Raw genomic sequence first — 13,420 nt, forward strand, 5'->3', positions numbered from 1 at the left:
CGCTTGAAACGATTGAAATGGAACAGCAGGGAGAGCAAGTGGAAGCAGCATTAACAGTCGCTGCTTATTATATGGAAGGCGAGTAAGCCTTTTACTACACGGGCCGGTGAAAAACGCGCTTCAGCAGGAGAGGACCGCGCGCCAGCAGGAGAGGAACGCTCGTTACAGCCATAGGATCCCTTGTGAAAACGTGCAAATTACTTGTGATGGATGCGGAATTTCCCGAATAAGATACTCCTATTCAGAAGAAACTTTCCTGCTTGCAGAAGAATAGGCTACACCCTTCAAAATCGTTTGTTGCAACCAATGAACCTTGCTATGATATTAGGTATATAATAAGACAGGAGGTGACAAAATTGGCTGAAGTAACAAACGGGGAATTATTGCAGGCAATCATGGATTTGCGGGGATGTGAAGGAAACAAATAAACGCGTGGATCGGCTGGAAATAGGTTTCAACGAAGTTAAAAAAGAACTGACAGAGATTCGTTCTGACATGCAGGAAATGAAGCTGGAGCTGAAACAGGACATACGAAAAATTGATTTGAATTTCAGAACAGTAGCGAAAGATTTATTGAAGTGCGATCGGATATAGCCTATTTGCAGCAGACGAATCCTTAATAATTTCCGATTGTTTTCTTTTTTTTACCAAAAATGAAACTGCCCATCAATCACCACTAATCTAAGCAAAATATCCCACCCCCACACCTTAACAACATTTCCAAAGAAATAATAACTTGATAGAGACGCACGAATCTAAAATTCCCAACTTACAACTACGATAATAATTAACAAACTGCACTCCCTTCAATAAACGCTTCCACTTGAAACCCTCCTGACGTAACTGCTATGATGTTCAAGACTTCAATTTCAGGGGGAACATATGTCAAAGACTCGAACTACTTCATTAACGAATTTATTACAAAATAAATTTATTTTATGGCCCATGATTCTAATGGTTACAATCATCTGGGGTTATTCCTTTGTCATGATGAAAGATGCTCATAATTATATGGGGCCGTTTACCTTTGCGTCTGCGCGATTTCTCGTTGGTTCCCTTACGTTATTGGTACTCGTACTTATTTTAAAAATTGGATTGCCTCCAAAAAAATATTGGAAGCATCTTATAATTGTGGGCATTCTTCAAACGACAATCGTTTATTTGTGTATAATGTATGCTCTTCGTTTTGTTGATGCGGGGAAATCAGGAATTATTTTATATTCAATGCCGATGTGGAGCACAATATTTGCAGCAAAGTTTCTTGGTGAAAAAGGAACACCCGCTAAATATATTGGCTTAACGGCCGCCATGCTCGGTTTGTTAACAATCTTGGGAACGGACATGTGGCATGGGGAAAATGTTATCGGGGAACTGCTTATTGTAGCAGGGGCTATTTCTTGGGGATGTGCCAATGTATATTACCGCTTTCATTTAGGAGAATTGCCTAAAATTCAATCGTCGGCATTCCAAATGTTATTCGGTACGATCGGGATTTTACTAGCAACCATCATCACCGAATGGAATACTCCAATTGCCTGGACAGGCACAAGTATTTACTATGTATTATTTACGGGTATACTAGCATCGGCGCTTTGCTTTACGGTCTGGTTTGTCATTCTTGGTTTAGTTGACATGGTAACAGCAACAATTTCCATGATGCTTGTTCCTGTTTTTGGCCTGGTCCTTAGCATCGTTTTACTGGGTGAAAAGCTGACGGTTAGCGTATCGATTGGATCGATATTAATCATTTCCGGAATCATGATCGCTAATGTGAAAAAACGGTATGTCCGCCTTCATAAAGGAATTCGAAAAAATCCAAACAAAGTAAGTTCCCATTAAAGTCAACATATTTATCGCAATAGATAATAGTAACCCTCGTATTCAATATTGAGCACGAGGGGTTTTGTGAAGCATGATATTCTTAAAAGCTGGCTTAGAGACTTGTCGATGACGAAAGTAGTTTATGGAAGCACGGGCAGATGTATTGATTCTGAATTAACCGTCGATAAAAAGATAAAGCAGGAACATACATAATGAAAAACCCCATTTCCTTGAAAAATACGATATACTAAAATTTCCACAACTATTGTTTTTTTAAAACAGGAATAGAGCTTTCTGACTTCCACGACCAATCGGCTTCCAGAACGGCAGCCGTACTATTATTAACACTAAGAGAAAGATCACTAGAAAAGAGGAAAGCAATTTTATGAGAAATAGAGTGATTTTAGCATATGGTATAACCGTCATTTTATGGGCATCGGCTTTTCCTGGTATTAAAGCGGGGCTACAGTCTTATAGTCCCGAGCATCTTGCAACACTTCGGTTACTGATTGCTGCTTTTGCTCTTATCTTATTTGGGCTTATCACGAAAATGAAGCTGCCCGAAGTCAAAGATATACCAGTTATAATGCTGTTGGGCTTTCTTGGTTTTACAGTTTATCATACCGCTTTAAGCTTTGGAGAGGAAACAATCAGCGCTGGTGCGGCTAGTCTCATCGTTTCGACAGCTCCTATATTCTCAGCCGCCTTATCAGCTATCTTTCTAAAAGTAGGTTTTTCAAAAATGGGATGGGTTGGTACCATCGTTGCTTTTTTTGGTGTCGCGCTCATTTCTTTAGGCACTGGCGATGAATTATCGATTATGGAGTTAGGTGCATTATTTGTGCTGCTCGCTGCCTTTTCGGAAAGCTTTTATTTTGTTTTTCAAACGCATTATTTACAAAAGTACGGATTTCTCCCGTTTACAGCATATACCATTATTGCTGGTTCTTTGTTTATGTTGTTTTTCATTCCCGGTTTGGGAGAAGAAATTGCTCATGCGTCAATTGGATCAACTATCTCTGTAGTCTATTTAGGAATTTTTCCCACCGTTATACCGTACTTTGCAATTGCGTATGCTACATCAATCGTTGGGGCAGCGGAAGCAACAAGTGCACTTTATTTAACACCTGCGTTCGCCATTTTCATTTCATGGATTTGGATTGGAGAAATTCCGACCATACTCTCGCTGATAGGCGGAGTGATCACGTTAATTGGTGTTGGTATTACTAACCTGAAAGGAAATAAAGATCTGAAAAAATAAAGAGAGCATAATCGATTTGGTGAGATAGACATCGCTTCGACATAGTAGACAGCAAGTTTGAGGGTGTAGATAATCGATTTGATATAGTAGATAACAGATTTGATACACTTGAATGGAAAGCAGATGTACTTACTTCTGAAAGCAGGAGCTATTTTGGCCGTCTAGAAGGCAGAATGGACGCCCATGAATTTCTCGTTCAGAAATTATCTTACCAAATGAATGTACATGATGGTCGAATTGCTGAGCTGAAAAAAAGTAAAAGCAAAAATAAAGAAGAACATGATAATTATTGCGCCATATTTTTAAAGTTTTGCTCAAACATATAATTCCGTTGTAAGACTAACATTTATAATAATTCTAGTAGTTTTTTCTTATTCAATTCTCCCTCGAAATCAAAGGTTAATTATTTTTGCCTCACTAACATACTTAGTATCACCCAACATTTAAAATGAATTTTCCTCAAACGATAAACGAAAATCTTGCTTTACGGGAAAAAATATAAAAAGACGCACACAATATAAGTATGCGCCTCGATGTGTTCTAAATTTTTTTATGAAACAACCAATTACAGCTATACTATCTCTTTATTTCCGATCTCCACCCAATAAGTCAAATAATCCACTGGCTGCGCTACCTTCGCCTTTGGACCCGCCCCGCTCAGGTGCTGCTGCGAATACCCTGCTGGCTAGACGACTGAATGGAAGTGATTGAATCCAAACGGTTCCGGGACCGCGTAACGTGGCAAAAAATAAGCCTTCGCCTCCGAACAGAGCTGTTTTAACACCACCGACAAATTCGACATTATAGTCAATTTCTCCTGTCATGGCAACAAGACATCCAGTATCTACACGCAGAACATCGCCGTGTGCCAGTTCTTTTTTATGTATCGTTCCACCGGCGTGAACAAAGCTCATTCCGTCGCCTTCGAGTTTTTGCATAATAAATCCTTCACCACCGAAAAATCCGGCACCGACCTTACGTTGAAATTCTATACCGATAGACACGCCTTTTGCCGCGGCTAGAAATGCGTCCTTTTGGCAAATCAACTTTCCGTCTATTTCACTCAAATCCATCGGGATAATTTTCCCCGGATAAGGCGAAGCAAAGGAAACATGTTTCTTTTCGGTCCCCTCGTTTGTAAAGGTTGTCATAAACAGGCTTTCACCAGTAATAACTCTTTTTCCTGCTCCAAGAAGTTTGCCCATCAAGCCGCCTTGATTGGAAGCTCCATCACCAAAAATCGTTTCCATCCGTATTTGATCATCCATCATCATTAAGCTCCCTGCTTCTGCAACAACAGTTTCTTCAGGGTCGAGTTCTACTTCCACAAATTGCATATCATCTCCATACAACTTGTAATCAATTTCATGATTATTCATTTCCTTCACCTCGTTATTTTGATTTTTAAAAAGATAATTCATTGAAAATGTTCTTTTATTATATACTAATTTGTCTAGTTAAAGATTAATTTTATCAATTTTTTAAATATAATTTATGTTATAGAAAATGTCTAAGTCTCTTTTAAAAAGATTGAACTGAGATCACTCAAAGTAATAGGACTAGAAGCAGCGTAATTCTCGTCTTACCAAAGAAATTATTAATTATATGTAACTTAACAGAAAGACAGAATACATTCCGAAAAAATATAACATCAACATATGTCGTATAAGTATATTTTGTAGATTTTAATGTTTCTTTCAATCTATGATACAGCGCGATGTAATGAAATATTTACGCCATACATTGCCATACATAAACACTTGAATCAAAACGTATATAAGAGTAATTCATCTATTTTAATTAGAGTCTATAGTTACTATCGTTAAAATTAACAGGAAAGGGGCATCCAATCACACAATTAATTATAATATTTTAAATTATTAGAAGATAGCTTGATTTATGTGCAATTCTAAAGTATTATAATGGTAAGAATGTAAAATAATTACACTTGTTTTATCTTCTGTTCATGCTTTTCCTGTAATTGAAGAATGCTCTCAAGGGAGCAAATTTTATAAGGGGGGAATTGTTATGATAAAGAAAAGATTTATCGTTTTTTTTACAGTGCTGGTCGGTATTATGCTTGTTTTAGCAGCTTGCAGTGATAGCAGCGGTGGTGGAGGCGGAGACGCGAGAATAGCCATTGGTCCTCCGGCAAGTTCAACGAATACACTTTCTAAAGCTATTTTATCGTCGTATGGTGTGGAAGATGGTGACTTTGAAGAATTTCAAGAAGGTTTCGGTGATGCAGCTGATGGTGTACAAGATGGAAATATTGATATTTCGGTAGGAGTGCTTGGGTTGCCAGCAGGTAGTATTGAAAGCTTACAAGCATCTACTGGAGATGTTGTCATGCTTGAAATATCTGATGATGTGATGGATGAAGTGGAAGAGAAAAGTGGATATGAACGCTTTATGATTCCTCAGGATACATATGATTTTCTAGAGTCAGATGTACAAACGGTTGCAGCATACGCCATTTTAATGGGGAATACAGATACAATTGATGAAGAGCTTGGTTATGAGCTTGCACGTTTGATGGTTGAAAATGCCGATGAAATGACACATGCCCAAGCTGCACAAATGACCTTGGATAATGCGCTTAATGGAGCGAAAGATATACCGATGCATCCGGGAGCTGCTCGTTATTATGAAGAGCAAGGATTAGAATTTGATAACCCTATTGCAGATCTTTCTGCTGATGAGGGAAGTCGAAAAGACGAATTTATTTTAGGTACAGGTAGTCAAGGTGGGACATATTATCCACTTGGTGGTGAGATGGCCACTTTATGGAATAATCATTTGGATAGCAACTTTACAAATATGGAGACAGGGGCTTCTGTTGAAAATATGGCGACGATCGGGGAAGGAAATATGGACCTTGGTATGGCGGTGCATGTCCCTGCATTAAATGCTATTAATGGAGAAGGAGATTTTGAAGATAACCAGATTGAAAACGCAGCTTTTATCGGGCATATTTATCCTGAGGTTGCACAAATCATTACGCGTGAATCGACAGGGATTGAAAGTCTCGACACCTTAAAATAAAGAATGCGTGAAACGAGGCATACGGTACATTCGTCTTATTGTATAAATAAAATAAGTGAAAAACTAGAGGAAAAGAGCGCGTTAACATTAAACACTCTTTTCCTTTTAATCTAATATAAGGTGGTGGTGAAATGAGCGAAAAGGAGACACAGCAACTAGATTCTCGTTCAGACGCGGAACGAATGCTTGAAAAATACGACAGAGAAAGCCAGTTTCGAATCCATATCGGAAAGTGGGCTTGGGTAGTCACCTTTATAGGTGTTTCCTTAACGGTCTTTCATCTATATGTCGGATATTTTGGAACATTGCCATCGCAAAAACAGGGTGCTATTCATTTAGGGACGGCATTGGGAATTATTTTTTTGTTGTACCCAATTAAAGGGGGACTGCAAAAAAAGCAAAAAACAATTCCCTGGTACGATGTCCTGCTTGCTTTTACAGCAATGTATGTAACTTATCATAAGATTATATTTTTTGATTCAATTCTTCAAAGCAGAATATCCGGATATAGTACAATTGATATTATTATTTCCATTCTTGGCATTTTATTATTGTTGGAGGCGACACGACGAACTGTTGGATTGCCAATCGTTATCGTAGCAAGTGTGATGATTGGATATGCGCTTTTTGGCAAATTTGTTCCAACTCAAGTGTTATCACACCCTGGTTTTTCATTTGATCGGATCGCTACAAATCTGTGGTTTAGGGAGAGCGGTGTGTTTGGGACACCCATTCAAATTTCATCCAAATTTATTTTTCTGTTTTTATTTTTCGGAGTTATACTCGTTCATACAAAGATCGGCAAGTTTTTTAATGATTTGGCCTTTGCGATTACCGGGAGATATACAGGCGGAACAGCTAAAGCTGCAGTTGCAGCGAGTTCGTTGCAAGGAATGGTGTCCGGCAGCTCTGTCGGAAATACAGTTGCATCAGGATCCTTTACAATCCCAATGATGAAAAAGGCTGGTTTTAAACCGGAGTTTGCTGCTGGTACGGAAGCATCGGCATCAACTGGAGGGCAAATTATGCCGCCGATTATGGGTGCTGCCGCATTTATTATGATGGAATATTTAGGCGTGGATTATGGCACTATTATGCTTGCAGCAACCATACCTGCTGCTTTATATTTTTCGGGGATTTTTATTGGAACGCATTTTGAAGCAAAACGTATGGGTATACTTGGTTTGCCTAAGTCCGAGCTGCCGGTACTGAAGGAAATTATGCTACGTTACGGATATATGTTAATCCCGCTCATTATTATTATAGGAACAGTAATGGTTGGTTTCACCCCGCAAAGGGCAGCAATTTACGGGATTATTTCAGCTTATTTGGTTAGTTTGGTTCGTAAGGAAACACGTTTATCTTTTCGAAAAACAATTAATTTACTGGAACAAGGTGCACGAGTAGCCTTGCCGGTAATTGCAGCGGTGGCGACGGCGGGTATTATTGCCGGAGTGGTTAGCATTACAGGGCTCGGCGCAAAATTTGCTGCGGGTATTATTGCGTTATCAAATGGGGTTCTTATTTTGGCGTTAATTTTTACTATGATTGCTTGTATTATTCTTGGAATGGGACTGCCGACAACGGCTAATTATGTTGTTACGGCCACAATTGCAGCACCGGCATTAATAAACGGTTTTGAACTTGCACCGATTACGGTACATATGTTTGTTTTTTATTTCGGTATTGTTGCTGATATAACGCCACCGGTTTGTCTTGCCGCTTATGCCGGCGCGGGTATAGCGAGGGCGAATCCATTCAAAAGTGGAGTCTCGGCAGTGAAACTGGCAATTGCTGCTTTTATCATCCCATACATATTCATTTACAATCCAATTTTAGTTCTAGTCGATGTCACGCCAGTTAATTTGGTCTTTTCTGTTCTGACTGCGATGCTTGGCATGATGGGTGTAAGCAGTGCTATGATTGGATTCTTTATCGACAATTCAAAATGGTGGGAACGAATAATTATGCTTCTTGCCGGTATTGTTCTGATTTTACCTGGGTTAGTAGGCAATATTATTGGAATCGTACTAATTGGATCAATCTGGTTTTTACAAAAACGGCGCAAGGATAATGAAGGCGGAATGGGATTGGGCTCTGAACCTTCTGTCCTAATGTAAATGTTTTGCAAGTGGAGTGTAAGCGCTCAACGAATAAATCCATTCTGTTTTCCAAATCAACTTGGTTATATGGTCAAGTGACTAAAAGTAAAATGCAATAGCTGCCAGCCTTGTTTGGTTGTCGGTTGTTGCATTTTCGCTTAGCCGGTATCCATAACAATAATGAAGAAAGAGAGATGAATTAACAAGGTAATCTTTTAATCCTTTTAGCAAATAATCAGCTTTAAAAGACTAGAGTTAGAATTATTTTAAAAGGAGTCGTGTAAAATAATCAATTACTACTTCAGTGACTTTTAGGGATTATTGCCTGGGAAATAATAAGTCGTTTTTTGCAAAATACTAAGATGTGTAAATGGGCGCTTGACTGCAATTAATTTGTTCAGCTTAAGCACTGTTATTTTTTTGTAACTATATATACCGACTAAGCAAGTATTACCTGTTGAATAATTAATTTAAGTGTGTGTCCAAATGACCGAAGACTTCATTATTATCCCCTTTCAACTATTATCTTTCATTGCAGAAAATATGCTATAGTGTTAATAGTTGTGTGGAAGGGAGTTTCAGTTTGTGGCTGTGGAAAAGACTTCGTTGGCATCTGCCGGTGCAAATAAATGGTATAAGGTTTTATTGTTTATCGGAATCGTTTTTATCAGTTTTAATTTACGGCCCGCGATTACTTCAGTCGGTCCGTTAATGGGAATTATCCGGGATGATATCGGCTTTGCCAATTGGAATGTTGGTTTATTAACAAGCCTTCCGTTAATAGCGTTTGCAGTTGTATCTCCTATAGTACCAAAGTTTGCTAACCGATTTACAAATGAATGGGCGTTAATTATTGGATTATGCTTTTTGTTTATTGGAATAGGAATCCGTTCTGTGTCACTAATTTTCTTTCTCTTTCTTGGTACATTGCTTGTTGGAATGGGGATAGCTGTTTGTAATGTTCTTTTGCCCGGTGTTGTCAAAGAAAAATATCCGGCGAAAGTAGCTCTTATGACAAGTGTTTACTCAACAGGGATGGGTGTTTTTGCAGCGACTGCATCTGGGTTGAGTATACCACTTGCTAAAGGGTTGCAGTTTGGATGGCAGCTTACGTTGATTGTTTGGGCAATTCCAGCCCTAGTCGCGATCATTATTTGGATCACGTTGGCGGCTAAAAATAAAGTATCTGAACGAGAAGTTTCTGTTCAATATGTTACTTCCAAGGGTAATCGGATCTGGTCCTCCTTTTTAGCGTGGAAGGTTGCCTTATATATGGGGCTACAATCGTTTTTGTTTTACGTAACAATCTCTTGGCTTCCGGAAATTTTACATGATTATGGGGTTAGTATTGCTACGGCAGGCTGGTTATTATCGTATACACAGTTTGTTGGATTGCCTGCCAGTTTTTTTGTTCCGGTTATTGCTTCTAAACTCCAATCCCAGCGTTGGCTCGTTTGTGCCTTATGTTCCATGTATCTATTAGGGGTCTTCGGGCTACTCGTTGGCACGTCCTATATTGTTATGATCATTTCCGTGACATTTATCGGGTTAACCTTGAGTGGATGTTTTGCCTTAGCACTGGCTTTTTTAGGTATGCGGGCGAGGAATGCAAGACAATCGGCAGAATTATCGGGAATGGCTCAATCAATGGGATATATGCTTGCTGCAGTAGGCCCAATGCTAATTGGATTTTTATTTGATTTAACCCAATCCTGGACGGTCCCGCTTATTACGCTAATGATCGTAGCGAGCCTCGTTATGTACTTTGGAATGGGTGCGGGGCAGAATAAGTATGTACTTGATTAAATGAAGAGCGAAAACAATTCCTATTGTATAGTACGTATAGAGAACGTAGGTATAAATTGTAAGGTTTAAAATAAAATGATAGAGAGGGCTTATACATTGGAAAAGGAAATTAAATTAATTGCATTGGATATGGATGGGACGCTTCTTAATAATCAATTGGAAGTTTCCGCATACACCGAAAAAATAATCACAAAGGCATTGGAAAAAGATATTCACGTAGTGTTAAGTACTGGACGATGGCTTGAAATTTGTTATCCGATTGCGGAGTCCTTGAACTTGTCTACGTACATGATTACATCAAACGGTGGTGAAATCTGGTCGGCAGAAAAAGAATTACTGCAGCGTCAATTGCTTGATGCAACGACGCTAGAAAAGCTATGGAAATTTGCTGAAACAATAGGGGTAGGGACATGGCTTGTCTCTACAGAAAAAGTCTATTTCGAAGGATCGCGACCGGAAGACTTTTCGAAACATGAATGGCTTAAAATGGCTTTTGTTGCGTTAAATAATGAGCAAAAGAAACTGATTTATGAGGAATTACGAAATTACGAGCGTTTAGAATTATCCAATTCTTTACCGACGAATATTGAAGTTAATCCTTATGGCGTGAACAAAGCGAGTGGTCTTGAATGGGTTTGCAAAGAAATTGGTATTACAATGTCAGAGGTAATGGCTGTTGGAGATAGTTTAAATGATATTAGAATGATTGAAAAAGCAGGTATCGGAGTGGCAGTTGAAAATGCACAAGATGCCGTAAAAGATGCAGCTGATTATATAACAGATACGAATGAAAATGATGGGGTCGCCAAGGCAATCGAAAAATTTGTTTTATAATGCAGTAACTTGTGGCCTTTCTCCGGATGTCAAGCAGATTGGACCTTTTGCTCGTGTGTTTAGCTTTTGTTCTTGTTATTCAGTAGGGGAGGAAAGGAAACTTCCTGCTGGATGAAGCTTCACTTTATTCATCCGCTAGTTTCTTAATATAGCCATACCTTTATTTGTTTTCCAAAAAAGGGTATAATAAGAATAGTAACAGGAAAGGAGATGGCCTCATGTCTTTTTCTCGTGGACCAAAAGAGCCGGTACCTGAAGTAGAAACAAACGTATGGTCATGTAAGAGTGATGATTGTCAAGGATGGATGAGAGAGTCGTACAGTTTCAACGAAACGCCTGCGTGTCCGCTTTGTCAATCAGAAATGGAGCAGCAAGTTCGTATGCTGCCTGAGCTGCAATAATATAAACTGTTGTTGACCTGCTTAAAGTGTATGTTTTAAAAAGTGATAAAAAAGCAAGGATAGTCAAGGTGGTACGGTACCTTAGTACTAGGCTTTTACAGATTGTATTGATTTCTACGTTGCCCGCGCGACGTGGGCGATTTTAGTAGAAGTTCCCCCTTTGCTAACAAGCCTCCGTACGTTGAGGCGACTTTTCTGTCTGAGATACAACGAGTAAGTACTTTAAACGAAGTATCCCTTGATTAAACCAATTTTCATCTATCTTTTTGAACATTATCATTTAAAGCATGCTGTTGCATACAAGTATTTGTATAAAAAAGCGTTGAGATCGTACATAAACAACTGTGCGATTTCAATGCTTTTTTTCAACGATTCTCAAAGAAAAGTATACAAAAGAAAGAGTCTCATAATTGGAATTTTTTTGAATCAATTGATATACTATGTATAGAGGTTTACAGCTTAGTTTTTCACCAATTTGTAAGCGATTACAAAATAATGAAGGAGGAACGTGAAAAATGAGATATGCAAACCCGAACACAGATGGATCAGTAGTAAGTTTTAAAGAAAGGTATGACAATTACATTGGTGGGGAATATCGACCTCCGGCAAATGGGAAGTACTTTGAAAATATCAGTCCTGTAACGGGAAAAGTATTTTGTGAGATTGCTAGATCGACTAAAGAAGATGTTGAAGCTGCGGTCGAAGCTGCTTATGCTGCAAAAGATGACTGGGGAAAAACGTCTGTAACGGAACGAGCAAATATATTGAATAAAATTGCAGATCGCATTGAAGAAAATATGGAAATGCTTGGTGTAGCGGAAACGTGGGACAACGGAAAGGCGGTACGTGAAACATTAGCAGCAGATATTCCTTTAGCAGCTGATCATTATCGTTATTTTGCAGCTGCGATTCGCTCCCAAGAAGGCGGCATCAGTCAAATTGACAACGATACCGTTGCTTATCATTTTCATGAGCCACTTGGAGTTGTCGGGCAAATTATTCCGTGGAACTTCCCAATTTTGATGGCGACGTGGAAGCTTGCACCAGCACTTGCGACCGGTAACTGTGTCGTCCTGAAGCCGGCTGAGCAAACACCTGCATCGATTCATGTATTACTCGAGTTGATCAGTGATTTACTTCCACCTGGTGTCTTGAATATTGTAAACGGTTTCGGTGTTGAGGCAGGAAAACCACTTGCAACGAATAGTCGAATTTCGAAGGTAGCGTTCACTGGTGAAACGACAACTGGACGTTTAATTATGCAATATGCTTCGGAAAATATTATTCCGGTTACATTGGAGCTTGGCGGAAAATCGCCGAATATCTTCTTTAAAGATGTGATGGATGAAGATGATGGTTTTCTAGACAAAGCGATTGAAGGACTTGTGATGTTTGCGCTCAACCAAGGGGAAGTTTGTACGTGTCCATCGCGTGCATTAGTCCATGAATCCATTTATGATAAATTTATGGAACGAGCAATAGAGCGGGTAAACCAAATTAAAATTGGTCATCCACTCGATACGGAAACAATGATGGGTGCTCAAGCCTCCATGGAACAAATGGAAAAAATCACTTCCTATTTGGATATTGGTAAACAGGAAGGTGCTGAAGTTCTTGTTGGTGGAGAAGTAAACAAGCTAGGAGATGACATGGAAAATGGCTATTATGTTCAGCCAACGATTTTTAAAGGTAGTAATGACATGCGGATTTTCCAAGAAGAAATATTCGGACCGGTTCTGTCTGTAACGACTTTTAAAGATGATGAAGAAGCGATGAAAGTTGCTAATGACACATTGTACGGACTAGGTGCAGGTGTGTGGACAAGAAATATCAATAAAGCATATCGATTTGGTCGAGGTATTGAGGCTGGACGAGTGTGGACAAATTGCTACCATCAGTATCCGGCACATGCGGCATTTGGCGGGTATAAAAAATCAGGCATCGGCCGTGAAAACCATCAAATGATGCTTAGTCATTATCAGCAAACGAAAAACATGCTCGTCAGCTACAGTGAAGGTCCAGCAGGCTTGTTTTAAGCGGATAGCAAAATGAAAAATTTTTCTAATTGATAAGACATCTGATGCTTGGTGCAAAGACAATTTTATTAACATTTTAAAGAGGAAAAGAGGTTATGGACAAGAAAATACATA

Annotated in this window: 11 protein-coding genes; 10 read left to right on the top strand and 1 reads right to left on the bottom strand. The window is 39.1% G+C overall.

Going from position 1 to position 13,420, the window contains the following annotated elements:
- Positions 1-411 precede the first annotated feature (411 nt).
- The 4 genes from ACLIBG_RS03630 (at position 412) to ACLIBG_RS03645 (ending at position 3,082) form a co-directional block, all read left to right on the top strand.
- On the top strand, positions 412-594 hold the full coding sequence (locus tag ACLIBG_RS03630) for a hypothetical protein (RefSeq protein WP_439311358.1): 183 nt from the start codon (positions 412-414) through the stop codon (positions 592-594).
- A gap of 288 nt (positions 595-882) precedes the next feature.
- Positions 883-1,839 carry a DMT family transporter gene (locus ACLIBG_RS03635; RefSeq protein ID WP_439311359.1) on the top strand — a complete coding sequence of 319 codons (957 nt, stop codon included), beginning with the start codon at positions 883-885 and terminating at the stop codon, positions 1,837-1,839.
- A 66-nt stretch (positions 1,840-1,905) separates the two neighbouring features.
- Positions 1,906-2,034: a hypothetical protein gene (locus ACLIBG_RS03640; RefSeq protein WP_439311360.1), complete on the top strand. Its 129-nt coding sequence runs from the start codon at positions 1,906-1,908 to the stop codon at positions 2,032-2,034.
- A gap of 172 nt (positions 2,035-2,206) precedes the next feature.
- Entirely contained in the window at positions 2,207-3,082 is an 876-nt protein-coding gene (locus tag ACLIBG_RS03645; protein WP_439311361.1) for a DMT family transporter, read from the top strand.
- A 584-nt stretch (positions 3,083-3,666) separates the two neighbouring features.
- Here the strand turns inward: ACLIBG_RS03645 and ACLIBG_RS03650 are convergent.
- Positions 3,667-4,461, bottom strand: coding sequence for a TIGR00266 family protein (locus tag ACLIBG_RS03650; protein WP_439311362.1), 795 nt, complete (start codon positions 4,459-4,461; stop codon positions 3,667-3,669).
- A gap of 649 nt (positions 4,462-5,110) precedes the next feature.
- On the opposite strand from ACLIBG_RS03650, the gene ACLIBG_RS03655 reads away from it, so the two are divergent.
- The 6 genes from ACLIBG_RS03655 to exaC all read left to right on the top strand — a co-directional run bounded on the left by ACLIBG_RS03655 (position 5,111) and on the right by exaC (position 13,306).
- Positions 5,111-6,127, top strand: a complete 1,017-nt coding sequence (locus ACLIBG_RS03655) for a TAXI family TRAP transporter solute-binding subunit (RefSeq protein ID WP_439311363.1) — start codon at positions 5,111-5,113, stop codon at positions 6,125-6,127.
- Between the two features lie 131 nt (positions 6,128-6,258).
- Positions 6,259-8,247, top strand: coding sequence for a TRAP transporter permease (locus ACLIBG_RS03660; RefSeq protein WP_439311364.1), 1,989 nt, complete (start codon positions 6,259-6,261; stop codon positions 8,245-8,247).
- A gap of 573 nt (positions 8,248-8,820) precedes the next feature.
- Positions 8,821-10,035: a CynX/NimT family MFS transporter gene (locus tag ACLIBG_RS03665; protein ID WP_439311397.1), complete on the top strand. Its 1,215-nt coding sequence runs from the start codon at positions 8,821-8,823 to the stop codon at positions 10,033-10,035.
- A 96-nt stretch (positions 10,036-10,131) separates the two neighbouring features.
- Complete coding sequence (locus tag ACLIBG_RS03670; RefSeq protein WP_439311365.1) at positions 10,132-10,869, top strand: Cof-type HAD-IIB family hydrolase; 738 nt, start codon at positions 10,132-10,134, stop codon at positions 10,867-10,869.
- A 218-nt stretch (positions 10,870-11,087) separates the two neighbouring features.
- The gene (locus tag ACLIBG_RS03675; RefSeq protein ID WP_439311366.1) at positions 11,088-11,270 is read left to right on the top strand and encodes a cold-shock protein; all 183 of its coding nucleotides are present in this window, start codon (positions 11,088-11,090) and stop codon (positions 11,268-11,270) included.
- Positions 11,271-11,785: 515 nt separating this feature from the next.
- Entirely contained in the window at positions 11,786-13,306 is a 1,521-nt protein-coding gene (exaC, locus tag ACLIBG_RS03680; RefSeq protein ID WP_439311367.1) for an acetaldehyde dehydrogenase ExaC, read from the top strand.
- Positions 13,307-13,420: the final 114 nt, after the last annotated feature.

The sequence above is a fragment of the Virgibacillus sp. W0181 genome (genome assembly GCF_051846915.1).
In the GTDB taxonomy this organism is placed as follows: domain Bacteria; phylum Bacillota; class Bacilli; order Bacillales; family Amphibacillaceae; genus JBPYCR01.

Coding starts and splice junctions, on each gene's coding strand:
- ACLIBG_RS03635 (WP_439311359.1), top strand. CDS start 883: ATGTCAAAGACTCGAACTACTTCATTAACGAATTTATTACAAAATAAA.
- ACLIBG_RS03645 (WP_439311361.1), top strand. CDS start 2,207: ATGAGAAATAGAGTGATTTTAGCATATGGTATAACCGTCATTTTATGG.
- ACLIBG_RS03650 (WP_439311362.1), bottom strand. CDS start 4,461: ATGAATAATCATGAAATTGATTACAAGTTGTATGGAGATGATATGCAA.
- ACLIBG_RS03655 (WP_439311363.1), top strand. CDS start 5,111: ATGATAAAGAAAAGATTTATCGTTTTTTTTACAGTGCTGGTCGGTATT.
- ACLIBG_RS03660 (WP_439311364.1), top strand. CDS start 6,259: ATGAGCGAAAAGGAGACACAGCAACTAGATTCTCGTTCAGACGCGGAA.
- ACLIBG_RS03675 (WP_439311366.1), top strand. CDS start 11,088: ATGTCTTTTTCTCGTGGACCAAAAGAGCCGGTACCTGAAGTAGAAACA.
- exaC (WP_439311367.1), top strand. CDS start 11,786: ATGAGATATGCAAACCCGAACACAGATGGATCAGTAGTAAGTTTTAAA.